General features: G+C 73.4%; 20 protein-coding genes and 1 riboswitch. Of the genes, 8 read left to right on the top strand and 12 right to left on the bottom strand.

The genetic code is table 11. The annotated features are described in order from the left end of the window. Positions 1-89 precede the first annotated feature (89 nt). The 7 genes from ACN260_RS06520 to ACN260_RS06490 all read right to left on the bottom strand — a co-directional run bounded on the left by ACN260_RS06520 (position 90) and on the right by ACN260_RS06490 (position 8,691). Positions 90-1,541 carry a lyase family protein gene (locus ACN260_RS06520; protein ID WP_422755141.1) on the bottom strand — a complete coding sequence of 484 codons (1,452 nt, stop codon included), beginning with the start codon at positions 1,539-1,541 and terminating at the stop codon, positions 90-92. A 9-nt stretch (positions 1,542-1,550) separates the two neighbouring features. Beyond that, positions 1,551-2,561, bottom strand: coding sequence for an amidohydrolase family protein (locus ACN260_RS06515; protein WP_422755140.1), 1,011 nt, complete (start codon positions 2,559-2,561; stop codon positions 1,551-1,553). Then, positions 2,558-3,541 carry a creatininase family protein gene (locus tag ACN260_RS06510; protein ID WP_422755139.1) on the bottom strand — a complete coding sequence of 328 codons (984 nt, stop codon included), beginning with the start codon at positions 3,539-3,541 and terminating at the stop codon, positions 2,558-2,560. The genes ACN260_RS06515 and ACN260_RS06510 overlap by 4 nt, the downstream gene beginning before the upstream one ends. Continuing rightward, entirely contained in the window at positions 3,529-5,310 is a 1,782-nt protein-coding gene (locus tag ACN260_RS06505) for an ABC transporter permease (RefSeq protein WP_422755138.1), read from the bottom strand. The genes ACN260_RS06510 and ACN260_RS06505 overlap by 13 nt, the downstream gene beginning before the upstream one ends. Then, a complete protein-coding gene (locus ACN260_RS06500) occupies positions 5,307-6,380 on the bottom strand; it encodes an ABC transporter ATP-binding protein (protein ID WP_422755137.1) in 1,074 nt (357 codons plus the stop codon). The genes ACN260_RS06505 and ACN260_RS06500 overlap by 4 nt, the downstream gene beginning before the upstream one ends. Positions 6,381-6,474: 94 nt before the next feature. After that, positions 6,475-7,518, bottom strand: a complete 1,044-nt coding sequence (locus ACN260_RS06495) for an extracellular solute-binding protein (protein WP_422755136.1) — start codon at positions 7,516-7,518, stop codon at positions 6,475-6,477. A gap of 42 nt (positions 7,519-7,560) precedes the next feature. Next, positions 7,561-8,691, bottom strand: a complete 1,131-nt coding sequence (locus ACN260_RS06490) for an ROK family protein (RefSeq protein ID WP_422755135.1) — start codon at positions 8,689-8,691, stop codon at positions 7,561-7,563. 449 nt (positions 8,692-9,140) lie between these two features. Here ACN260_RS06490 and ACN260_RS06485 point away from each other — a divergent pair, with 449 nt between their 5' ends. Continuing rightward, on the top strand, positions 9,141-11,834 hold the full coding sequence (locus tag ACN260_RS06485; protein WP_422755134.1) for a sugar-binding protein: 2,694 nt from the start codon (positions 9,141-9,143) through the stop codon (positions 11,832-11,834). Between the two features lie 68 nt (positions 11,835-11,902). Here the strand turns inward: ACN260_RS06485 and ACN260_RS06480 are convergent, their stop codons facing one another. Both ACN260_RS06480 and ACN260_RS06475 read right to left on the bottom strand, forming a co-directional pair. Continuing rightward, on the bottom strand, positions 11,903-13,627 hold the full coding sequence (locus tag ACN260_RS06480) for a glycoside hydrolase family 3 protein (protein WP_422756634.1): 1,725 nt from the start codon (positions 13,625-13,627) through the stop codon (positions 11,903-11,905). A gap of 504 nt (positions 13,628-14,131) precedes the next feature. Next, on the bottom strand, positions 14,132-14,620 hold the full coding sequence (locus tag ACN260_RS06475; RefSeq protein ID WP_088647746.1) for a DUF3145 domain-containing protein: 489 nt from the start codon (positions 14,618-14,620) through the stop codon (positions 14,132-14,134). Positions 14,621-14,974: 354 nt separating this feature from the next. On the opposite strand from ACN260_RS06475, the gene ACN260_RS06470 reads away from it, so the two are divergent. Continuing rightward, positions 14,975-15,304 carry a hypothetical protein gene (locus ACN260_RS06470; RefSeq protein ID WP_088647745.1) on the top strand — a complete coding sequence of 110 codons (330 nt, stop codon included), beginning with the start codon at positions 14,975-14,977 and terminating at the stop codon, positions 15,302-15,304. Between the two features lie 75 nt (positions 15,305-15,379). Here the strand turns inward: ACN260_RS06470 and ACN260_RS06465 are convergent, their stop codons facing one another. After that, a complete protein-coding gene (locus tag ACN260_RS06465) occupies positions 15,380-16,048 on the bottom strand; it encodes a carbonic anhydrase (protein WP_422755133.1) in 669 nt (222 codons plus the stop codon). Between the two features lie 145 nt (positions 16,049-16,193). On the opposite strand from ACN260_RS06465, the gene ACN260_RS06460 reads away from it, so the two are divergent. The 4 genes from ACN260_RS06460 to ACN260_RS06445 all read left to right on the top strand — a co-directional run bounded on the left by ACN260_RS06460 (position 16,194) and on the right by ACN260_RS06445 (position 21,841). After that, the gene (locus ACN260_RS06460) at positions 16,194-17,198 is read left to right on the top strand and encodes an alpha/beta fold hydrolase (RefSeq protein WP_422755132.1); all 1,005 of its coding nucleotides are present in this window, start codon (positions 16,194-16,196) and stop codon (positions 17,196-17,198) included. Positions 17,199-17,341: 143 nt separating this feature from the next. After that, on the top strand, positions 17,342-19,459 hold the full coding sequence (locus ACN260_RS06455) for a HelD family protein (protein ID WP_422755131.1): 2,118 nt from the start codon (positions 17,342-17,344) through the stop codon (positions 19,457-19,459). 107 nt (positions 19,460-19,566) lie between these two features. After that, positions 19,567-20,481, top strand: coding sequence for a cation diffusion facilitator family transporter (locus ACN260_RS06450; RefSeq protein WP_422755130.1), 915 nt, complete (start codon positions 19,567-19,569; stop codon positions 20,479-20,481). 165 nt (positions 20,482-20,646) lie between these two features. Continuing rightward, positions 20,647-20,778: riboswitch (cyclic di-AMP (ydaO/yuaA leader) on the top strand. Between the two features lie 4 nt (positions 20,779-20,782). Further along, a complete protein-coding gene (locus ACN260_RS06445; RefSeq protein ID WP_422755129.1) occupies positions 20,783-21,841 on the top strand; it encodes a coiled-coil domain-containing protein in 1,059 nt (352 codons plus the stop codon). 121 nt (positions 21,842-21,962) lie between these two features. Here the strand turns inward: ACN260_RS06445 and ACN260_RS06440 are convergent, their stop codons facing one another. Next, entirely contained in the window at positions 21,963-22,430 is a 468-nt protein-coding gene (locus ACN260_RS06440; RefSeq protein ID WP_422755128.1) for an SRPBCC family protein, read from the bottom strand. 98 nt (positions 22,431-22,528) lie between these two features. After that, positions 22,529-22,891, bottom strand: coding sequence for an STAS domain-containing protein (locus ACN260_RS06435; protein WP_067309377.1), 363 nt, complete (start codon positions 22,889-22,891; stop codon positions 22,529-22,531). A gap of 355 nt (positions 22,892-23,246) precedes the next feature. On the opposite strand from ACN260_RS06435, the gene ACN260_RS06430 reads away from it, so the two are divergent. Further along, on the top strand, positions 23,247-23,390 hold the full coding sequence (locus ACN260_RS06430) for a hypothetical protein (protein WP_422755127.1): 144 nt from the start codon (positions 23,247-23,249) through the stop codon (positions 23,388-23,390). A gap of 157 nt (positions 23,391-23,547) precedes the next feature. Next, positions 23,548-23,946: a hypothetical protein gene (locus ACN260_RS06425; RefSeq protein WP_088647175.1), complete on the top strand. Its 399-nt coding sequence runs from the start codon at positions 23,548-23,550 to the stop codon at positions 23,944-23,946. The last annotated feature ends 84 nt before the right edge of the window (positions 23,947-24,030 follow it).

Here is a 24,030-nt window from a genome sequence, read left to right as displayed (position 1 = left end):
CCGCCCGGTCACCACCGTCGACCGCGGTCGCGACGGTGCCCCGCCGGGCAGCCGGGCCGGACCGGAACCCGGTCGTCGGATCGGCGCGCTCACCGGCCGGCCACCTCGGCGGCGACCGTGTCCAGCGCCTCGTCGGCGCGGGCCAGCCGGTCCCGGGTCGCGGCGAGCCGGTCGGCGACGCCGCCGAACGCGCCCCGCAGGATGCCGACCTGGGTGCGGACGGCGGCGGCACCCGGCCCGTCCACCTGCGCCCGGTCGAGCACCAGCTCGGGGTCGACGGCGGCGGCGATCAGATCGGCCACCGCCTCGTCGGTGAGCCCGTCGGCCAACCCGGCGGCGGCGGTCCGGACCCCCTCGGCGGTCCAGCTGTCCGGCGCGCCGGCGCTGACCAGCCGGCCGACGACCGAGTGGGCGGCCCGGAACGGCACCCCGTGCCGGGTCAACGCGTCGGCCGCCGCGGTGGTGGTCGCCCCGGACGCGACGATCTCCTCCCGGGTCGGCGGGTGCAGCGGCTCCAGCTCGGCGAGGAAGCCGCCGACCAGGGCGAAGAACCGTTGCGCCCGGTCGTTGCTGTCCCAGAGCCGGACCTGGACGTCGGTGGTGGCGTTGTTGGAGTCCTCCCACCAGGCCGCCCCGACGTTGTTGAGCACCGACGCGGCGTCGGCGGCGCTCGCGCCGGCCATCGACACCAGGTGCTCCAGCACCACCGGGTTGCGCTTCTGCGGCATGATGCTGCTGCCCTGGGTGAAGTCGCCGGGGGTGGCCACCCACTGCCAGGTCAGCCAGTCCATCAGGGTGCGGGCCAGCCGGGCGCCGGTGGCCAGGGCCTGAGCGTTGAGGGTGCCCACCCGGACCAGGTGGTCGGCCCCGGCGACCGCCTCGTAGGAGTTGGTCACCAGGCCGTCGAAGCCGAGCAGCTCGGCCACCCGGGCCGGGGCGATGTCCAGGTCGGTGCCGGCGAATGCGCAGGAGCCCAGCGGCGAGACGTTGAGCTGGTCGATCACGTCGGCGTACGCGGCGGCCTCACCGGCCAGCGCCTCGGCGTAACCGGCCAGCGCGTGCCCGATGGTGGTGGGCTGGGCCGGCCGGCGGTGGGTGTAACCGGTGATCACCACGTCGGCGTACCGGTCGGCGGCGTCCAGCGCGGTCACGCCGGTGCTCAGCACCCGGTCCAGCACGTCGAGCAGCTGGTCGCGCAGGAGCATCCGGAACACCCCGGCGTCCAGGTCGTTGCGGCTGCGCGCCATCTGCACGTCCAGTTCGGACGCGGGCAGGCCGCACGCCTGCGCGAGGGTCTTCTCCAGCAGGTAGTAGGTGTCCTCGAAGCTGCCGTCGAACGCCGGGGCGGGGCTGCCGTCGGCGCGCAGCGTGGCCAGCCCGCGCAGCAGCCGGGCCCCCCGCTCAGCCGGGATGAGGCCCTGCTCGGTCAGCATCACCACGTGTGCCTGGCTGGCGCGCACCATCGCCGGGTACAGGTGGCCGACGTGGTGCTCGTAGGTCGGGGCCAGGTGGTGCCGCTGGTAGGTGGTCAGCTCGCTCATGGCGGTTCCTTACTTCCTTCCGGGCCGGGACGCGGCGTGGGGGCCGGGTCCCGGGTTCTCGGCTGGTCGGTCGGTCAGGCCCAGCAGCCGTTCGGCGTTACCGGCGAAGATCGCGCGGAGGTGGTCGTCGGGCATCCCCAGCTCGCGGCAGACCCGCAGCTGGTCGTCGAGGTAGCGGGTGACGTAGCCGCGCGGGAACCACGACGAGTCGCTGCCGTACACGATGCGCTGCGGGCCGATCGTCTCGTAGCAGCGGCGGAACAGGTCCTCCAGCGTCAGCCTGTACGGCATCCAGCGCACCCACTGGTTGGAGCCGGACGTGTCGACGTGGATGTTGGGGCAGCCCCAGGCGGCGAAGAGGAGGTCCTGCACGTGCTGGACGCCGAAGTGCGGCACCACCACGTTCAGTTCGGGGAACCGGCGGGCCATCCGGGCCAGTTCGTCGGGGCCGCCGTACCGGCCGAAGGACAGGCCACCGGCGCTGCCGTAGTGGCCGATGTGGATCAGCACCGGCACCCCGAGGCGCTGGGCGGTGGACCAGAGCGGGTCCAGGTCGGCGTGGTCCAGCGGGCCGCGCAGCAGCGGGGCGAACAGCTTCAGCCCGCGCAGGCCCCGTCCGGTCACCGCCCGCTCCAGCTCGGCGGCGGCCCCCGGCGCGTACGGGTCGTGGTGGGCGAAGCCGAGCAGCAGGTCCGGGTGCCGGTCGACCACGTCGGCGACGGTGTCGTTGCCGCCGCCGGTGACGAAGACCGCCCGGCGTACCCGCACCGCCCGCAGCTCGTCGGCCCACCGGTCGGCCTCGTCCTGCCAGCGCGGCGCGGGCGGCTCCGGGTCGGGGAAGCTCCACGCCTGCCGCCACGCCTTCGCGTACGGGGCGGAGCCGGCGGCCCGGACGGCCCGCTCGTGCTCCCCGCCGGGGTGCATCCCGGCGGCGTCCTCGCAGGCGTGGACCGTCTCGTCGGTGCCGATCCGGAAGTGCAGGTGGAAGTCGACGATGTCGAGTCCCCGGTCCACGCTCATCGGTCTCCCCCGGTCGCCCCGTCCGCCCCCGTCGGGGCCGGTCCGGCCGTCGGGCCGTCGGGCGTCGGGGCCGGGCCGTCGGGCGTCGGCAGCGGGTCGGCGGTGGGTGGGGCGGGCGGTGGGGCGGCCACCCAGGCGGCGACGATCTCCCGCAGCCGCGCACCGGCCGTGGCCCGCACCTGCCGGCCGGCCGCCTCGGAGGCCAGCGAGATGTGCCCCGACCAGCCCTGCCAGGGGTCGGGCCGGGACTCGACCAGCACGTACGGGTGGCCCACCGGCAGCTTCGGCTTCGGCGGCAGGTCGGTCACGGCGTCGAGCCGGACCGCGCCGGGATCGAACCCGAGCACCCCGGAGGTCTCGTACGCGCCCCCGTGCCCCCGGGCGGTCAGCGGCCCGTACAAGTCGGTGGTCTCCGCCGGGGTGACCAGCTGGAACCAGTTGACCAGCAGCAGGCTGGCGGTACGCCGGCCGGAGACCCACTCCATCGCGGCCCGCACGGTGGACATGTTGGCGTCGTGGCCGTTGACGATCAGCAGCCGGGGGAAACCGGCGGCGACGATCCCCTCGATCACGTCGGCGAGGTAGCCGACGGCGATCTCCGGCCGGATCGACACCGTCCCCGGCCAGGGCCGGGTCTGCCCCGGGCAGGCCGCGTACGGCACCGCCGGGAAGAGCACCCCGCGCGGCCCGGCAGCGCCGCCGGCCTCGGCGGCCGGGCCGGCAGCCCCGCCGGCCTCGGCGGCCGGGCCACCTGCGCCGCCGGCCTCGGCGACCGGGCCGGCAATGCCGCCGGCCTCGGCGGCGAAGCCCTCGGCGAGGATCAGGTCGGTGCCGAGCGGGAGGTGCGGGCCGTGCCACTCGACGGCGCCGACGGGCAGCACCGCGTAGTCGGCCGCCGCCGCGACGGCGGCCAGCTCACCGCCGGGAATCCGGGTGGCGGGCAGCAGCCCGCCCCCGGCCGGCCAGGTCACGCCGTCCACTTCGCCGCCTCCCGGGTGGCCCGGCCGCCGTTCTGCAGGCGGCCGGAGAACACCATCACCACGAAGATCAACACCACCTGGAGCATGCCGTACGCGGCGGCGGTGCCGACCTCGAACGAGTACATCCGGTTGTTGATCTCGACCGAGATGGGTGCCGTCTCCGAGGTGTAGATCAGCACCGAGGCGACGAACTCACCCACCCCGTTGACGAACGCGAGCAGTGCGCCGGCCAGCACACCGGGCAGCATCAGCCGCAGGGTGACCGTGCCGAACGCCCGCCACCAGGGCGCGCCGAGGTTGCGGGCGGCCTCCTCCAGCGACGGGTCGATCTGGGCCAGCGTCGCCGAACTCGACCGGAACACCAGCGGCAGGAACCGCACGAAGTACGCCAGCGGCATGATCCAGAAGGTGCCGATCAGCACCTGCCCGAAGCTGAACGCGTTGCCCGTGCTGAACGCCGAGATCAGGTTGATCGCCACCACCGTGCCGGGCAGCGCCCAGGCCAGCATGACCGCCACGTCGAGCAGCCCCCGGCCCCGGAAGTCGAGCCGGCGCACCGCGTACGCGATCAGCACCCCGACCACCACACAGCCGACCGTGGCGAGCAGGCTCATCTGCAACGAGTTGAGGATCGGCCGGTACGCCCCCGGGTCCGAGAAGATCGTCACGAAGTTCTCGGTGGTGTACTCCGACGGGATCACCTCGGTGGTCCACGAGCCGTCCCGGGAGAAGGCGACCAGGGCGATCGTCGCCACCGGGGCGAGCAGCACCATGGTGGCCAGTACCGAGGCCAGCAACGCCAGCCACTTGCCGAACGGGTTGGTGATCTCCCGACGGTGCGAGGCGACGCCCTTGGACTGGGAACGGTAGCTGCGCCGTCCCTCGTACCAGCGCATCCCGAGCAGGAACAGCACCGACGCCACCGCCAGCACCGACGCGTAGGTCGAGGCCATCGGCAGGTCGCCGTTGGTGCGGTTGATGTAGATCTGCATGGTCATCGTGCGGTCCACCCCGAACAGCAACGGCGCGGTGTACGACGCCAGTGACGTCATGAAGACCAGCAGCGACGCCGAGACCAACGCCGGGGTGAGCATCGGCAGCAGCACGGTGCGCCACACCCGGACCCGGCCCGCGCCCAGGTTGTAGGCCGCCTCCTCCACCGACGGGTCCATCCCCACCAGGGCGGCCGAGGCGGCGAGGTAGAAGAACGGGTACATGGTGAAGGTGTGCACCACCAGCACCCCGGCGATGCCGGTGAACGGCAGCACCGGGTTCTCGGTGCCGAAGAGCTGTTGCAGACCGCGCGGCAGGATGCCGGTCTCGCTGTAGAGCAGCTGGAACGAGATCGCCCCGATCAGCGGCGGCAGCGCCGCCGGCACCAGGATGATCGCCTCGATCAGCCGCCGGCCGGGAAACGAGAACCGCTTGAGCAGGAAGGCCATCGCCACCCCGACGATCCCGCAGAGCAGCACGCTGGCCGCCGAGATCCCCAGCGAGGTGAGCAGCGCCGACCGGGCGACCCCGGTGCCGGTGACGAACTCGGTGTAGTTGGCCACCCCGTCCACCCCGACGCTCTCGGCGAAGGTGGCGAACATCGGCTGCACCACGTAGCCGAAGAGGATCAGCACCAGCGGGAACACCAGCAGGTACGGGAACCACGGCGAGTTGGCGTTGAGGCCGCGCCGGGGCCGGGCGGCCGGCGGCGGGGTGGGGTCCTGGGTCACCGGCGGCACGGTGGCCGGGCTCGGCGTGGCAGGAATGGTACTCATGGGCGCACCACCCACATGCGGTTCCGGTTGAGCCGCAGGCCGACCTGGTCGCCGACGGTGACGCCGTCCGGGACGTCGATCGCGGCGACCTGCACCGACTCGCCGGCCACCTCGACCACGAGGTTGGTGGCCATCCCGGTGAACTCCACCTCGGTCACCCGGCCGGGCAGCGCGCCGGTCTCGGTCGTCGAGGTGAGCCCGAGGTGCTCGGGGCGTACCGAGACCAGGGCGGTGTCCCCGGCACGCAGGCCGTGGTCGGCGGGGGCGGCGACGGCGGTCTCGCTGCCGTCGGGCAGGCCCACGGTGACCGTCTCGGCCGCGGCGGTGACCACCGGCAGGCTGAGCACGTTGCTGCGGCCGATGAACCGGGCCACGAAGGCGGTCGCCGGCCGGTGGTAGATCTCCTGCGGGGCGCCGATCTGGCGGACCCGGCCGGACTCCATCACGGCGATCCGGTCGGACATCGCCATCGCCTCGGACTGGTCGTGGGTGACGTAGATGGCGGTGGTGCCGGCCTCCTGCTGGATGCGCCGGATCTCCACCCGGGTCTCCTCGCGCAGCTTGGCGTCGAGGTTGGACAGCGGCTCGTCGAGCAGCAGGGTACGCGGCCGGATGACCAGCGCGCGGGCCAGCGCCACCCGCTGCTGCTGGCCGCCGGAGAGCTGGTCGATCCGGCGGTCGCCGTAGCCGGCGAGGTGGACCTGACCGAGCGCCTCGGTGATCCGCCGGGCGGACTCGGCCCGCCCCACCTTGCGGATCTTCAGCCCGTACGCGACGTTCTGCGCGACGGACATGTGCGGGAAGAGGGCGTAGTTCTGGAACACCATGCCGGTGTCGCGCTTGTTCGGTGGCCGGTGGGTGACGTCCTCCGTGCCGAACCGGATCTTCCCCGAGGTGGGGAAGTAGAACCCGGCCACCATCCGCAGGGTGGTGGTCTTGCCGCAGCCGCTCGGCCCGAGCAGGGTGAAGAACTCCCCGGCGGCGATGCTGATGTCGACGTCGTCGACGGCAGCGGTGTCGCCGGCACGCGCGAAGCGCTTGCTCACCGACTCCAGCGTGACATCGATCATGATGTCTTCTCCTTCATGCGGTACCGGACCTGGCCGGGCGGGGTGGCGGGACGGGCGGTGCCGGGGGCGGGACGACCCCCGGCACCCGTACGGGTCAGCCCTTGTTCTTGATCTGGCTGTTCCAGTGGTTGATCCACTCGGTCTCGTTCTTGCCGATGACGTCCCAGTTGACGTCGAGCGGCTTGAGGTTGAGCTGGGCCAGCCACTCCGGCTGCTGGGCGATCTCCACGGCCGGGATCTGGTAGTAGTCCTTGGCCAGGTCGGCGCGGAGCGTGTCGTCGAAGAGGAACTCGATGAACTTCTGCGCGCCGGCGCTGTTGCCGCCCTTGACCGCAGCCAGCCCGTCGACCAGCACCGGGGCGCCGGAGGCCGGCATCACGTAGCCGAACGGCATGTTCGACTGGTTGGCCTGGAGCAGGATGTCCTGCAGGTTCCAGGCGCTCAGGGTGCCCTGCTGGCGGGAGAGCTTGAGGTAGAGGTCGGCCGGGTTGGCCGCGTACGCGCCGGTGTTGGCGTCGAGCTTCTTGAGCCAGTCGTAGCCGGGCTGCGGGTTGCTGCCGTCCGGCGACTGCCGCATGATCATCGCGGCGTAGATCGACCGCATGGTGCCCGAGGCGGCCACGTCGCGGATGACGATCTTGTCCTTCCACTCCGGCTTCAGCAGGTCGTCCCAGTCCTTCGGGGCCTGCTCCGGGGTGAGCGCCTTGTTGTTGTACATGATGACCTCGGGCAGCAGGATCTCCCCGAACCAGCGGCCCTCGGCGTCCTTGTACTTGGCGTCCATCTTGCCGGCGAACGCGGGCTGCCAGGCGGCGAGCAGGTCCTCACCGGCACCGGCGGCCAGCCCCTGCTGGGTGCCGCCCCACCAGACGTCGGCCTGCGGGTTGGCCTTCTCGGCCCGGACCCGCTCCAGGATCTCCTGGGCGCCCAGGTTGAGGATCTCCACCTTGCCCTTGTACTCGGGGTACTTGGCGGTGAACTTGTCCACGACGAAGGTGGAGACCTTCTTGTCGCGGGCGGTGTAGATCGTCAGCTTCTCCGTCTCACCGGCGGCGCTGTCGTCCGAGCCGCCGCCGCAGGCGGTGCCGGCGGCGAGGACGGTGGCGAGCGCTCCGGCGAGCAGAAGTCGACGTCTCATGGGGTACCTCCGAGGGGTTGGGAAGAACTGAGGCAGGGCAGGTCAGGGGGCCGGTAACAGGGTGGGCAGCCCGGCGGCGGCGGCCGAGAGGGCGTAACTGACCGCACCGTGCAGCACCGCCCGGTCGCCGAGCACGGCCCGGCGTACCTCGGTGGTGCTCGGTGCGGCGGCGGCGACCAGGTCCTGGAGCCGGCCGACGGCGGCGTCGTCGAGGTCGGCGGCGGCACCGCTGAGCAGCACCCGCCCCGGGTCGATCACGCAGACGCAGGAGACGATCAGCCGGGACCAGGCGTTCAGCAGTTCGTCGAGGTAGCCGGCGGCGCGCGGGTCGTCGGCGGCCAGCTCGACCAACGCGCGTACCGGCGAGTCGGGGCGGCGGCCGGGGGCCAGCGCGACCACCCGTTCGGCGATCGCGTTCTCCGACCAGCGGGCCTCGAACGGGCCGATCCCGTCGTGTCCCCGGCCCGCCGGGTCCAGCGGCAGGAAACCGACCTCGCCGGCCGCGCCCCGGGCCCCCCGCCGGACCTGGCCGTCGAGCACCAGGCCCGCGCCGATGCCGTCGGCGACGTGCAGCAGCAGCAGGTCGGCGACGTCGGTGCCGGCACCGGCGGCGTGTTCGCCGGCCGCCATCAGGTTGACGTCGTTGTCCACCACCACGGGTACGCCGAGCGTCCGCTGGACCGACTCCCCTATCGGACGGCCCTCGATCAGGCCGACCGAGGGGGCGAGCCGGACCGCGCCGCCGGAGATGACGCCGGGCGCGGCGATGGCCACCCCGCGCAGCGCCGGCAGCCCGTCGCCGGCCAGTTCGGGCACCGACCGGCAGATGGTGTCGACGATGTCGCCGGTCAGCCGGACCGTGCGGTGGGCGACCACCGCGCCGTCGCTGTCGGCGATCTCGCAACTGATCCGGGACGGCTCCAGCGAGACGGCGGCGACCAGTTCGGCGCGGGGGTTGAACTCCAGCATCGCCCGGGGCCGACCGGCGCGGGAGGTGCCCGGACCGCGTTCGATCAGGTATCCCTCGGCGATCAGGTCCCGCACCAGCGGGGTGAGCGTGGCAGGGCTCAGGCCGGTGAGCTCGGTCAGCTCGGCCCGGGAGAGCACCCGGACCTGGCGGGCGGTGGAGATCACGGAAAGCCGCTTGATCTCCTTCGACCGCTCCCGGCTCACCGGGCTCGTTGGTGGCGTCACCACGTCTGTCACATTTCCTTCCTACGGCGAACGAATTAAAGAGTCAAGTAACGAGTCCGTCTCGGCCGGCCTGCCATGAACCACCGGAGCAGCAAAAACGTCCGCAATGGTAAGCGATGGGCGGGTTCGGGGCACCGTTCCGGCGCGGCGCAGGACATCCCGGACATCGCCCTCTTTATTTCTTCTGCAAAGAAAGAAATACCTTCCAAAGCATTGACGTGTCACTGCGCTGGTCCCTAGCGTCACCGGGCGAAGGCCTTCCAGTGTGTACGGAACCCGTACCGCTGCCGTACCCGGTGCACCGCGTCCGACGACGCCCACCGTTCCCGTTCCCGCCGCCTCACCGTCCACCGACGACCGCTCGTCGGACGCCCCGCGTCCGACGAGGACGGTCGCTGCCCGGACACCGTGGTCCCGGAAGGATCCGCATGCGCATCAAGGGTTTCCTGCTACCCACCGCACTCGCCCTGGCCGTGGCCGGGGCGCCCGCCACCGCCGTCGCCGCCCCGGCCGACGTGCGCCCCGCCAAGGCCGTCGACCTCGACGTGCTCTTCGTCAGCGCCCACCCCGACGACGAGGCCGGCAGCCTCGCCACCCTCGGCCAGTGGAAGGAGAAGTACGGCGCCAAGGCCGGCGTCGTCACCATCACCCGGGGTGAGGGCGGCGGCAACGCCGTCGGTCTGGAGGAGGGGCCGCCGCTGGGCATCATCCGGGAACGCGAGGAACGCACCGCGATCGGCAAGGCCGGCGTGGAGAACCTCTACAACCTCGACCGGGTCGACTTCTGGTACACCGCGTCCGCCCCGCTGTCGGAGCAGATCTGGGGCCACGACGACACCCTGGGCCAGATCGTCCGGGTCATCCGGACCACCCGACCCGAGATCATCATGACGATGAACCCGTCGCCGACCCCGGGCAACCACGGCAACCACCAGCAGGCCGCCCGGTTCGCCGCCGAGGCGTTCGCCGCCGCCGCCGACCCGAACGCCTTCCCCGAGCAGCTCAGCAACGAGGGCCTCGCCCCGTTCCGGGCCGCGAAGTTCCTGCGCAGCGGCGGCACCGGCAGCTCCGCCGCCGGCCCGCAGTGCGCCACCAGCTTCACCCCGACCGTCCCGACCGACCAGGTCTTCGGCGTCTGGGAGGGCACTCCCAGCGCCAGCGGGAAGACCTGGGCCGAGATCGAGGTCGACGCACGTCGGGAGTACGTCACCCAGGGCTGGGCCGGCACCGCCGCCGCCCCCACCGACCCGACGAAGATCCGGTGCGACTTCTACACGCTGATCGACAGCCGCGTCCCGTACGACCCGGCGGACACCTCCCCGGAGGCGATCCTGCGCGGCTCGGTGCTGCCGCCGGTGACCGGTGGCCTGCCCAAGGGCACCGAGCTGTACCTCACCACCGACCGGTTCGACCTGGCCCCCGGCGCGACCGTCGAGGTCACCGCGCACCTGCGCGCCCCGCACAACCGCGCCCTGGTCAAGCCCCGGATCGACCTGCGGCTGCCGGCGGGCTGGAAGGCCAAGGGCTCCGGCGTACTCGCCAACGACGTGCCGTCGGGCAAGGAGCGGACCCGGAAGTTCACCGTCACCGTTCCGGCCGACGCCGCCACCAACCAGCAGCAGCTCATCGGGGCCACCCTGACCACCCGCCAGGGCGTCGGGCGCACCGACCGGGCCGTCCGGGTGGTCGCCGACGTACGCGGCACCCTGGAGCCGCTGCCCGAGGTGGGCACGTTCCGCACCTGGGCCGGTGAGGGCGGATACCCGCAGCTGGACACCCTCATCAAGCCGGTGCTCACCATCGGCTCCGGCAAGCAGCGGTCGGTCCGGATCGACCTGCGCAACCACGGCCGGGTCAGCCGCGACGGCACCGTCACCCTCGGCCTGCCGGCCGGCTTCACCGCCGACGCGGTCACCAAGAGCTATCCCGCGCTGGCCCCCGGCGCGACCGGCGCGGTCACCTTCACCGTCACCAACACCGACGCCACCCTGCCGACCGCCAACGAGGGCGGCACCGACGGGGACTACGGCATCACCATCACCACCACCAGCGCCGCCGGCAGCACCGTGGAGACCGGCGCGCTGGAGATCGTGCCCACCACCGAGGTCCCGCGCGCCGGTGACGGCACCGTCGACGGGGTCGCCTCGCCCGGCGAGTACCCCGGCCCGGAGCTGGACTTCTCCCGCATCTGGGAGGGCCAGGCCACGACCCCGCAGGACGCCTCGGCGACCGGTCGGATCGCCTGGACCGCCGACGGGCTGAAGGTGATCGTCCAGGTCACCGACGACGTGCTGGGCAAAAAGGTGGTGCCGCAGGACTGCAAGCGGCAGCGCCGCACCGACAGCGTGGAGATCATCGTCGACCCGAAGGGGAACTCGACGGACACCTCCACCGTGTTCAAGGCCGGCATCTTCCCGACCACCGACGACCCGGCCAACGGCGACCCGCCCTGCTGGCAGCGCGACGCCGACAACCGGCAGGGCCCGGGGGCGACCACCGCACCCGGGATGACCGTGGTCAGCAAGGTCAGCTCCCCGTACACCGGGTACACCATCGAGACGATGATCCCGTTCGCGGTGCTGCCCGACGCGGTGGACCCGGCCCGGATGGGCTTCAACGTGCTGGTCTACGACTCGGACACCCAGGACCTCAGCTCGCAGTCCCGGCTGGGCTGGTCCACCTTCACCGGCGTCCGGGCCGACCCGTACCGCTACGGTCTGGCCACCCTGCCCGGCTACCAGCCGGCGGCCCGGCAGCCCAGCGCGCCGGTGTTCCCGGACACCTCGGCGCGCAGCGTGCACAGCCCGCAGACCATCGCCCAGTCGGCCGTCGACGGGGTGGCCCCGGCCGCCGTGCCGAGGCTGAAGAACTCGGCGCTGCGGCTGACCTCGGCCCAGCGGGTCACCGACGGCGTGCAGGTCACCCTGCGTGCCGACCGGGCCGGCACCGCCTACCTGTACGCCTGGGACGGCGACACGGCCCGGGGCGAGCACACCGTACGACTGGCCGCCGGTGACCGGGTCACCGTGACGGTCCCGGTCAGCGGGGGCACCCCGACGTCGCTGCTGGCCGCCTTCGAGTCCGGTGGCGCGGCAGTGGCCCAGCAGGTCCCGCTGAACTGAACCACCACCGCGGTATCCGTGGCCGGTCGTCGACTTCCGTCGGTGGCCGGCCACGTCGGTGTCCGGGGTCAGCCCGGGCAGCTCGTGGCGGGCAGCCCGGTCAGCGGCACCGGGGAACGGCCGGTCGGGCGGGCCTTGCCGGCCAGCACCCCGGCGAGCGCCGTCATCGAGGCCCGGCTGGACGAATAGGTCGCCAGCAGGGTCGGCGAGGTCGCCTTCTCCAGCACGTACGGGGTGTCCATCGCCACGGTGACCGCCGCGTCGGCGGCGAGATCCTTCGGGCTGTCGCCGTAACCGACCAGGTGCACCCGGGTGCCGCCCTTGGGAACCACCCGCACGCCCGCGTCGGTCAACGCCGCGGCCAGCGCCGCCCGGGTCTTCTCCCGCCCGTCGGAGGTGGTGACGGTGACCGGGCCGGACACCGCCACGCCGCACTTGCCGCGTAGCTGGGTGACCGCCGCGGCGGCCAGCGCGGTGGCGGCGGCCCGGTGCGGGGCGCTGTCGAGCGTGGACATCGCCGGCGTCGGCCGGTCGGCGAGCCGGAACTTCATGGTCAACACCCGGGTGACCGCCGCCACCAGCCGGTCCCGGGGCAGCGAGCCGTCGCGCAGCGCGGCCAGCAGCCCGTCGTACGCCTGACCGACGTTCGGGGTCATCAGGATCAGGTCGTTGCCGGCGAGCAGGGCCTTCACCGCCGCCTCGCCCGGCGGGTAGCGCTTGGCCGGCGGCATGTTCATCCCGTCGGTGATCACCACCCCCTGGAAGCCCAGTTCGCCCCGCAGCACGTCGGTGAGCAGCTTGCGGGAGAAGGTGGCCGGGGTGCCCGGGTCCACGGCGGTGACGTCGAGGTGGGCCGACATCACCGCCATCGCCCCGGCGTCGATGCCGGCCCGGAACGGCGGGAAGGCGGTGGCGTCCAGCTCGGCCCGGGGCTGGCCGACCACCGGGACCTCCCGGTGCGAGTCGGCGGCGCTGAGCCCGTGCCCGGGAAAGTGCTTGACGCTGGCCGCCACCCCGGCGCTCTGCAACCCCTGGACCGCGCCCGCGACCTGCGCGGCGGCCCGTTTCGGGTCCGCGCCGAAGGACCGCGAGCCGATCACCGTGCTGCGGGTGGCCAGGACGTCGGCGACCGGGGCGAAGTCCAGGTTCACCCCCATCGCGGCCAGCTCGGTGCCGGCGGCCTTCCAGGCGGCCTCGGTCCGGGCCGGGTCGTCGGCCGCACCGGCGGCCAGCGCGCTGGGCAGCGTGGTCACCCCGTCGGTGATCCGGGTGACCACGCCGTACTCCTGGTCGGTGCCGACCAGGAACGGCGCCGGACCGGCGGCCAGCTTCCCGGCGGCCTCGCGCAGCCCGGCGGTCAGCTTCTTCACCTGGGCCGGGCTGTCGACGTTGGTGGTGGACTGGTTGCCCGAGGTGGGGTCGTCGGCGCTGAACCCGACCAGGATCAGCCCGCCGAGCCGGTACTTCGCGATCATCTCGGCGGGGGTGTCGACCCCGGCGAGGGCCTGGTTGCCGGCGGCCGAACCGGGGGTCACCGTCGTCGCCGAACTGCCGTAGGCGTACGGCATCAGCACCTGGCCCACCAGGTCCTCGTCGCCGAGCGTGCCGGCCAGCGCGGCGGCCCGGCCGGCCGGGTCGTCGGCGGCGGCGGACGCGGCGACGGTCGCGGTGGCCGTCGGGGTGGCTTCGGGGCGGACCGGCGCGGGAGCCTGTCCCTCCCCCGCACATCCGGAGGCGAGCAGCGCGGTCAGGGCGGTGACGGCGACGCCGGCACGTCGCGGGGAGATCGGCACCCGGCCCATCCAACCCGCGCCGGAGATCAGCGGCAACCCGGCCAGGTCAGGCAGCGGGTGCGGCGTGCCCGTCCCCGACCGGGTGTCCGGCTACCCGGCGGGTCCCGGGCGGAACGCGGCCGGTCCGGGTGAGCGGATTCACCCGGACCGGCCGCTCGGTCGGCGGACGTCCCTCCCAGACCGGACACGGTCACTGGGCCGCTCGATGCGGGGACGACCTCCTGAAGAGCACTATGCCTGTGGGTCATATTTATGACCCACAGGCATAGTGCTCTCCGCGGCGACATCGCTGCGGGCGGCGCAGCCGGCATGAAGATCGTCGTTGGCGCGGTCAGCCGGTTGTCATCGGCACGGGTGCCGGGAGGTGAGACCGGCGGGCACGGGGGCGTGCGGAGCCAGGCCGACAGGTGCCGGCACGCGGAGAAGCGCGCCGACCGGCGTCCGGGGAGACGGACCGGTGGCGTCGGGCGACCGCATGGGAACGGGACAGCGGGCGGGTGACGGTCAGCCGACCCGGGTCAGCAGGGTCACCGGCGCACCGTCCCCGGCGTAGCGGTAGGGCTCCAGCTCGGCGTCCCAGGCGGTGCCCATCGCCTTGTCCAGGGCGTGTGCCAGGGCCTCGGGGCGTACCGACGCCATGATGCTGCGCAGCCGGTCCTCGCCGAGCTGGATGTCGCCGGCCGCGCCCACCGCGGCCCGGAACAGGCCCCGGCCGGGCACGTGCATGAAACGTTCGCCGTCCGCGCCGGTGCTGGGTTCCTCGGTCACCTCGAAACGGATCATGGGCCACTGCCTCAGGGCAGCAGCCAGCTCGGCACCCGTCCCCGGCCGACCGGTCCATCCGCACTCGGCCCGGCGGGCGCCGGGATCGACGGGCTGAGCCGTCCAGTGCAGGTTGACCGGCGCGGCAAGGACGCGCGCGATCGCCCACTCGACGTGCGAGCACACGGCGAGCGGGGTCGAGTGGACGTATACGACGCCACGCGTTGGCACGGTGACCTCCCGGAGGGCGAGGTGCGTCTTCCCCTACGACCTCGACACCCGAGTGGCTGTTGCCACACATGATGACTGCTGTGACGGATGGTGCGCCAGGGAATCGGAAAATTCGCCGCCGGGAAATACCCGGACCGGTGACCGGGGTTGTGCACTCCGACGGGCACGGTGAGCTGCCAGGCACCGTGGTCGTGTATATTTCTCTGGGCGGTTCTGTGCCGTCGCACCACTTCGCGGGCCGACGACCCACCCGGCCGTCAGATGACCACCGAGCGTCAGACGACCACCGGGCGTCACCCGCTACAGCCCCCGGACGGTCCCCGTCCTCCCGTACGTCTTGCAAGGAGCATCTCCGTGGCGAGCAACACCTCGAAGACCGCGCGCGCGTCAGTCCGGGCCGGCCAGGCTGGCCAGGGTGGCGCCCTCAGCGTGCTGGGCGAGTTCAAGTACCTCATCCCGCTCAACGGCGGCAAGCACGCCTACGTGCGGAACCTGACCAACGGCAAGACCGCGCACCTGCGTACCGACTCGGACGCCTTCGTCGAGGAGATCCGGACGCTGGCCACCGCCGGTCACGCCGCCAAGATCCGCGCCGAGATCAGCAACCTCGCCGCCACCCACCCCGACCACGGGTGGGACAAGACCGAGAAGCGTCTCGTCGAGGCCGGCGTCTTCGAGGGCTGAGCCCTCCCCCCAGCACGACCGGAACAGCCCGCCGGGGTCACCCCGGCGGGCTGTTCCGCGTCTGCGCCCGCCGGGTCAGGTCCCGTCGTCGAGCAGGGTGACCTCGCCGGTGTCCAGGTCGTACAGGGCGCCGACGACGTCCACCCCACCCGCCGCGACCGGACCGGCCAGCATGTCGTCGGCGCGTAGCGCCCGCACCGTACGGCGCACGTGCCGGCGTACGGCCAGCAGGTGCACGGCCGGGTCGTGCGGCCCCGCCTCGGTCACCGCCGGAGTGATCCGCTCGACCAGGTAGCCCAGGTCACCGTCCGGACGCCGGCCCGTCCGCACGCTGTCCACCGTCGCGGCGACCGCGCCGCACCGTTCGTGCCCCAGCACCATCACCAGGGTCACCCCGAGCTGCGCCACCACGTACTCGATCGAGCCCCGCACGGCCCGGTCGAGCACGTGTCCCCCGGTCCGGATCACGCAGATCGACCCGAAGGTCTGGTCGAAGATCGCCTCCAGTGGCACCCGTGAGTCGATGCAGCCGAGCAGCACCGCGTACGGCTGCTGGTCGCCGGAGGCCACGGCCGCGGCGGCGGTCACGTCGTGCCCGTGCACCGGCCGGCCGCTGACGAAGCGCCGGTTGCCGGTGAGCAGCTCGGCCAACGCCGCCCGGGGGGTGCGCGCGGCCCGGGGCGGCCCGGCGGCGACGGACGGCCGCTCGGGGGGCCGGGCGGCCGCGGTGGGTGATCTCGGCATGGCTCCAGACTGACCGCCGGACCGACCTCGTGCGGGCGGGTCGGGAATCTTCTCACCGACACGGTTGGCGTGGTCTGATGTCGGGTAGCCGGTGTTACCGCCGGGTTACGCCGGTGAATGTGTCCCGGGTGCCTGGGAGGTGGCGATGCCGGATCAACGGGAGTTGCGGCTGCCCGACGGGGTACGCCTGCACGTCGAGGTGACCGGCCCGGTCGGGGCCGAGGTGACCGTGGTCCTGCTGCACGGCTGGACGCTCGACGGCCGGGCCTGGCACCGGCAGCTCGCCGACCTGGGCAGCCGCTTCGGCGACCGGGTCCGGGTGGTCACCTACGACGCCCGGGGGCACGGCCGGTCCAGTTGCATGGCGCTGCGCACGGCGACCCTGGCCCAGCTCGGCGACGACCTCGCGGCGGTGCTGGACGAGGTCGCCCCGGCCGGGCCGGTGCTGCTGGTCGGGCACTCGATGGGCGGAATGACCGTGATGGAGTACGCGCACCGGCATCCGTCCCACTTCGCCGCCCGTACGGCCGGGCTGGTCTTCGTCTCCACCACCGCCGAGGGGCACACCCACACGGTGTACGGCCTGTCGCCGCGGATCGCCCGGCTGATCCGGCTCGCCGAGACCACCGGGGCCGGGGTGCTGGCCCGGTGCGGTTCCTGGCGGCCACCCCGTCCGTTGCTGCGCGCCCTGGCCCCGAGCATCAGGTGGATGCTCTTCGGCGACCGCTGCTCCGGTGCCGACATCCGGCTGGTCACCTCGGCGGTGGCCCGCGCGTCGCTGCGCTCGATCGGTGGTTTCCGCGCCTCGATCGGCGCCCAGCACCGGCTGGCGACGCTCGCCGCGTTGGCGCACCTGCCGGCGGCGGCGCTGGTCGGGGACCGGGACCGGCTGACCCCGCCGCCGTGCGCGGAGTCGATCGCGGCGGCCCTGCCGGCCACCGAGCTGACCGTCTGCCCCGGTGCCGGGCACATGCTGATGATGGAGCGCCCGGACGAGGTGAACGCCGCCGTCGCCGGGGTGCTCGACCGGGTGCTGTCCGCCGCCCGGGCCACGGCACCGGGACCCCGTCGTCCCACCGGGGCCCGGGCCGGCCGGGCACCAGTCGGCGTCCCGGGCGACCCGGCGTCCGCCGGGCGGACGCCACGCTGAGCCGACCCGCCGACGCCCCTCGCGGCGGTGGTGGAGGTCGCGCTACGGGTATCGGCCCGCCGGGGGGTGGGCGGCTGCCCGTACCCTCATTCCGCCTGGCGTGCACCCGCGCCCGGCGTCGCCGTCGCACAGGAGCCGGTACGTTGACCGACCAGACCACCCTGGAGCAGGAGATCGCCGCCGAGCAACGGCATCTCGACCGGGTGTACGCCCGGCTCGCCGAACTGCGCCGGTCGGCCGCCCGTGCCGAGCGGGACGGCTACCGGCTGGCCGGGGTCGGCAACTTCGGCGCGCTGGTGGAGCGCGACGCGATGGTCTTCCACGCCGCCCAGCGCCGGCACCTGCTCGACGCCGAGCACGAGGGGCTGGTCTTCGGCCGGCTGGACCTGCGCGACCGGCAGGTGCTGCACGTCGGCCGGCTCGGCGTGCGGGGCGAGGACGCCGAGACGCTGGTGGTCGACTGGCGGGCCCCGGCCGCCGCCGCCTTCTACCGGGCCACCCCGGCGGAGCCGCTGGGGGTGGTGCGGCGGCGCACGATCAGTTCGTCGGACGAGAAGGTCACCCGGATCGAGGACGACCTGCTCGACCCGGAGGCCGCCCCGCCGGACATGCCGGTGGTGGGAGACGGCGCGCTGCTGGCGACCCTGTCCCGGGCGACCGGCCGGGGGATGCGGGACATCATCGCCACCATCCAGCGGGAGCAGGACGACGCGATCCGGTCCCCCGGTTCGGGGGTCACGATCGTCTCCGGCGGGCCGGGCACCGGGAAGACGGCGGTGGCCCTGCACCGGGCGGCGTACCTGCTCTATGCCGACCGCCGCCGGTACGCCGGCGGCGGCATCCTGGTGGTCGGCCCGTCGGCGGTCTTCGTGGAGTACATCGCCTCGGTGCTGCCGTCGCTGGGTGAGGAGACCGCCACCCTGCACTCGCTGGGTTCACTGTTCCCCGGCCTGTCGGCGACCCGCACGGACGGGCCCGAGGTGGCGGCGGTGAAGGGTTCGCTGCGGATGCGTCGGGTGCTGGAGCGGGCGGCCCGGGACGCGGTGCCGGACGGCCCGCGTGAGCTGCGGCTGCTCTACCGGGGGACGCTGCTGCGCCTGGAGGGGCGCGAGCTGGACGGCATCCGGGACCGGGCGCTGCACCGGGGCGCCCGCCGCAACGAGGTCCGCCGGGTCGGCTTCGACGGGGTGCTCGCCGCGTTGTACGCGCAGGCCCGCCGGCTGGCGGTCGCCGGCCTGCCCGAGCAGCCCGCCTTCGAGGACGAGATCATCGAGCGGCCGGAGTTCCGGGAGTTCTGCAAGGCGTGGTGGCCCCGGCTGCATCCCCGGCACGTGCTGGGCTGGCTGGCCCGCCCGGAGCGGCTGCACCGGTACGCGGCCGGCGTCCTGTCCCGGGCGGAGGTCGGGTTGCTGGTGCAGGCGTACCGGTCGCTGGACACCGAAGGGCTGACGGTGGCCGACATCGCCCTGCTCGACGAGTTGGACGCGCTGCTGGGTCAGCCGGTCCGTCCGAGGAAGGCCCGCCGGGACCCGTTCCAGCTCGCCGGCGGCGTCCGGGAGCTGAGCACCTTCGGGGAGCGGCAGCGTGCCGCGCGGGCTGCGGCCCGGGAGCGGCCCGAGGACTACCGGGACTACGCGCACGTGGTGGTCGACGAGTCGCAGGACGTCTCGCCGATGCAGTGGCGGATGATCGGCCGGCGCGGCCGGCTCGCCTCCTGGACGGTGGTGGGTGATCCGGCGCAGACCGCCTGGACGGGTGACCAGGCGGAGCTGGACCGGGCCCGGGACCAGGCGCTGGGCCGGCGGCGTCGGCACCGGTTCACGCTGTCCACCAACTACCGCAACTCGGCGGAGATCTTCGCGGTGGCGGCGGCGGAGATCCGCCGGCTCTATCCGGACCTGGAGTTGCCGAGTGCGGTGCGCTCCACCGGGGTGGACCCGGTGGCGCTGCACGTGCCGGCGGCGGAGTTGGCCCGGGCGACGGCCGACGCGGTGGACGCGCTGCTGGCCGAGGTGGCGGGGACGGTCGGCGTGATCACCCCGGTGCCCCGCCGGGACGAGGTCGCCGGCTGGTTGGGCGACCGGGGCGGGGCGCGCCTGCAGGTGGTGACCAGCCTCCAGGCCAAGGGCATGGAGTACGACGGGGTGGTGCTGGTCTGCCCCGGCGAGATCCGGGCCGATCCGGGCTCCGGGGTGCGGACGCTCTACGTGGCGTTGTCCAGGGCGACCCAGCGCCTGACCACCGTCGAGCCGACCGGCTGACCGACCGGCACCGGGCCCACCTGGCCGGACGTCCGACCGTCACTTGCATACATAGCGATGTGAGCATAGATTGGAGCCGGTCCGCAGCGGGGACGGAGGGTGTGGACGTGGGCGCAGGTCATGACCACAGCGCGACGGTGAGCAATGCCGCACACCGGCACCGGGGCCGGCTCTGGGCGGCCTTCGGGTTGCTCGCCGTGCTCATGGTGGTCGAGGCGGCGGCCGCCTTCGGCACCGGCTCGCTGGCCCTGCTCTCCGACGCGGGGCACATGTTCACCGACGTGCTCGGCATCGGGATGGCGCTGGCCGCCATCACCGCCACCCGGCGGGCCGCACGGGACCCGCAGCGCACCTTCGGCCTCTACCGGCTGGAGGTGCTCGCCGCTCTGGCCAACGCCGTCCTGCTCAGCGGGGTCGCGGTCTACGTGCTGATCGAGGCGGTCCGCCGGCTCGGCGAGCCACCCGAGGTGCTGGCCGGCCCGATGCTGGTGGTGGCGGTGCTCGGCCTGCTCGCCAACATCGTCGCGTTCGGCCTGCTGCGGGAGGGCGCCAGGGAGAGCATCAACCTGCGCGGGGCGTACCTGGAGGTGCTCGGCGACCTGCTCGGCTCGGTCGGGGTGATCGTGGCGGCGCTGCTGATCGCCGGCACCGGCTGGTGGTGGGCCGACCCGCTGGTCGCCGTGGCGATCGGCGTGTTCATCCTGCCCCGCACCTGGCGGCTCGGCCGGGCGGCGGTGCGCATCCTGGTGCAGGCCGCCCCGGAGCACCTGCCGGTGACCGCCGTACACGACCGGCTGACCGCCGTGCCCGGGGTCGCCGAGGTGCACGACCTGCACGTCTGGACGCTCACCTCCGGCATGGACGTCGCCTCGGCCCACCTCACCCTGGCCGGTGACGCCGAGGTCGGCACGGTGCTGGCGGCCGCCCGGGGTGCCCTGCGGGAGGACTTCCACATCGAGCACGCCACCCTCCAGGTCGAGCCGGGAGCGACCCCCGGCGCGTGCGGCCCCGCCCACTGGTGACCCCACCCCGGGCCGGAAGGTCAGCCCCGCCGGGTACGCACGCACAGAGATCGCGAAAATTTGCGTTGTTTGACCCTTTTAAGGGTATTCACTCTCGTACCCTCAGTCACGAGGTAGGCAGGCGTCACACGCGTACCGGTAGGCTCGGCCCCGGTCTCCGCCAGGCAGAGGCCGCCGCCTAATCGCCCGCCCGGGCGAACCGGGGAACCACGTTCCTGGGGTGCATCCGCGCAAGCGGTAGGGATCTTCCGTCCCGAACCCGTCAGCTAACCCGGTCGGCGGCTGACGGAAGGACATCCGCATGCACGTACGCACCACCACGCGGCTACTGGCCGCAGTCGTCACGGCGCTGGCCCTGGGCGTGTCGGCCGCGCCGTTCACCCCGGCCGCCGCCGCGCCCGCCACCCGGCTCGCCGCCCCCGGCGACGACGACGAGGGCGGCACCCCGGCGCTGCGCGACCAGCTCGACGCGGCCAGCAAGGGCTGGCTGGAGGCCAAGGCCGCCCTGGAACGCTCCACCAAGCGCCAGCAGGAACTCGACGGGCAGCTCAAGACCATCGAGGGGCAACTGGTCACGCAGACCGCCAAGGTCGGCGAAATCGCCGGCGCGGCCTACCGCACCGGCCGGCTCGGGCCGATGTCCGCCCTGCTCAACAGCAACACCCCGAGCGGTTTCCTGGACCGCGCGGCCGCGCTGGAGACGGTCGCCACCCGGGAGGACCAGGAACTGCGCACGATGATCGAGACCCGGGACCAGGCCGTCCGGACCCGGGCCGCGGTCAGCCGGGAGATCACCGAACAGCGCAAGCAGGTCGCCACCATGGGCAAGCGCAAGGAGCAGGCCGAACGGGCGTTGGCGGTGGCCGCCGCCGACAAGCCGGCCCCCACCTCCCGTGACTCCGGCAGCTCGGACGGCACGTCCACCAGCAACGCCAAGGGGGCGCCCCGCAACTCCGACGGCTCCTGGCCGTCCGAGTCGTGCAGCGTCAACGACCCGACGCCGGCCAACGGCTGTATCACCCCGCGTACGCTCAACGCCCTGAACCAGGCCAAGGCGGCCGGTTTCACCAGGTACGTCTCCTGCTACCGGCCCAGCGGCTCCGGCGAGCACCCCAAGGGCCGGGCGTGCGACTTCGCCGCCCAGCGGAACGGCTTCGGCGGGGTGGCCAGTGGTGGCGACCGGACGTACGGCAACAACCTCGCCGCGTACTTCATCCGCAACGCCGACCGGCTCGGTGTGCTGTACGTGATCTGGTTCAAGCGGATCTGGCTGCCGAGCAGCGGGTGGAAGGCGTACAGCGGGGGCAACGGGGACCCGTCCAGCGACCACACCAACCACGTGCACCTGTCGATGATCTGAGCCGACCCGGTGGCCCGTCCGGCCCGGGCGGGCCACCGGACCACGGCCGGCCGCAACGGCAGGTCAGGTCAGGTGCCGCCGCGCCGCGACCGGGTCGGGCAGCCCGGGGTGCCGGCGGTGGTCAGCCCACCGGAGGCGGGTCGCCGGCCCGGGAGTCCAGAACGGCACCGAGGCGGCTGGCCAGCCCCAGGTGGGCCGCGCGGGCCTGCCGGAAGGCGTAGCCGAACAACGGCGCCGGTGCGGCGAGGGTGATCTCCACGTCGATCCGCAGCAGGTCACCCTCCATCCGCAGCCGGGTGTGGTTGCGTACGGTGGTGCCGGGCTGCTGGCGGGCCACCGTCACGATCTCGTCGTCGCCGGCGAGCAGCACGTCGGCCTGGTAGGTGACGGGGAACCGCAGCGGCCCCAGCTCCAGCCGGTCGGTGATCGCGTAGCTGGCCAGGGCGCCCGGCCGGGCGGCCAGCCGGCGCACCCGGACGATCAGGGGATGCAGCTCCTCCTGCCGGGACAGGTCGCTCAGCAGCTCCATCGCCTCCGCCGGTGAGCAGCGCGCCTGCACCGTGTAGCTGAAGCTCTCCCGCCGGACCACCGGGCCTCCTGACCATCGTCGGTCGCACGATCGTGCCGTACCGGAGACGGACTGGCAACGTCCCTGGTCAGTGGCCCTGACGCCGACCGGTGGCCCGGTCAGGCGCCGGGCAGGACCTCGGGGGTGGCGGCACCGGCGAAGTACGGCTCCGGGGCGCCGAAGAGCCCGAGCAGGCCGGTGACCCAGAGCTGCCGGTGCACGAACCGGCTCGGCTCGGTGACGATCAGCTTGACGCCGCTGACCTCGGCGGTCTGGAAGCCGGCGACCATGGCGCTGATCCCGACGGAGTCGATGAAGGTGACGAGTCGCATGTTCAGCTCGATCCGCGCGGGCCGGCCCTTGGCCAGCACCTCGGCGATCGCCTCACGTACCTCGTAGGCGGTGTCGACGTCGATCTCACCACGGGGGGCGATCTCGATGACACCGGCCGGCAGGACCGACTTCACGATCGACAGGCTCACGCGAGCACCTCCACTCGCCCGTCCCCGGGCGCCTCATCAGTACGCGGGCCGCGACCGAGAGTATTCCTCCGATGGCCTCGGTCGCCACCCCTCGGGATGAGCAATTCGCGGATCCGGACGGACCGGACCGTCCCTCTCCGCACCGTTGCTGGTCCTGTTCTCTTCCGACGAACGGCCCAGCTCGGCCGTTCCAACCGTCCCAGAGTAGCGGTCCCGGTCCACCGACACCCGGACGCGGTGCGCCGGGCGAGCCCCGCCGGCTCCCCGACGCGTCCCGCCGACTCCCCCGGTGCAGCTTGTGCCGGGTGCCTACCGTGGGCGAGAGATGGGTCACCACGATCGAGGAGACGGATCGATGCTCAGGAAACTACTCGGCCTGGCCGGGGTCGGCGCGCTGCTCGCTCTCGTCCTGGCCTGCGGCTTCGGCGGCGGGGACGACGACGATGACGACGACGGGGACGATTTCGCCCGCGCCACCTCGGTGGTCTCGGTGCGCTGAGCGGTGACGGTCACCCGCACGCAGCGGGTTTGCGACCCGGCCGGGCGGGGCACTGCTCGGACACCGACCGGGTGTCCGGTCGGCGCGAGAACCGTCCCGCGGCACGCAGACGACATCCGAAGTGGCCGCAGACTTCGGCATTCGAGGAGGTAAGACGATGATCGGCAGCAACCTTCTGGAGCGCCGCAGCAAGCCCGAGCGGATCGCCGACCAGGCCTGGCACCATCTGCTCTCGGCGGTGGACTCCGCCGGTGACAGCGTCCGGGACGCCGCCCGGTCCGTCCGGGACTCCGGGCTGGCCGACGCCGGTGACCTGGTCGGCTCGACCGCCGACGAGGCCCGCCGTCGGGCGACGCTCGCCTTCGACGCGCTCGCCGGCCGGCGTCCGGCCCTGCCCTGGACCCTGCTGATCGGCGCGGCGCTGGTCGGCGCGGCGATCGGCTGGGCCGCCGGCACCGCCGCGCGGGCCGCCGGCAGCCGGGGTGACCGGGCCGTCGACGACATCGAGTTCGTCGACGTGGACCGGCCGAACTCCCCCGTCGGACTGGACGACTGACCGCTCCACGGCACGCAAACGTTCCACGACACACACAGGCCCCGGTCGACGCTCCTCAGCGTCGACCGGGGCCCACGTCGTCTT

The organism is Micromonospora sp. WMMD708 (genome assembly GCF_049315245.1).
GTDB lineage: Bacteria > Actinomycetota > Actinomycetes > Mycobacteriales > Micromonosporaceae > Micromonospora > Micromonospora wenchangensis.
This window is presented reverse-complemented; position numbering and strand designations above follow the sequence as displayed.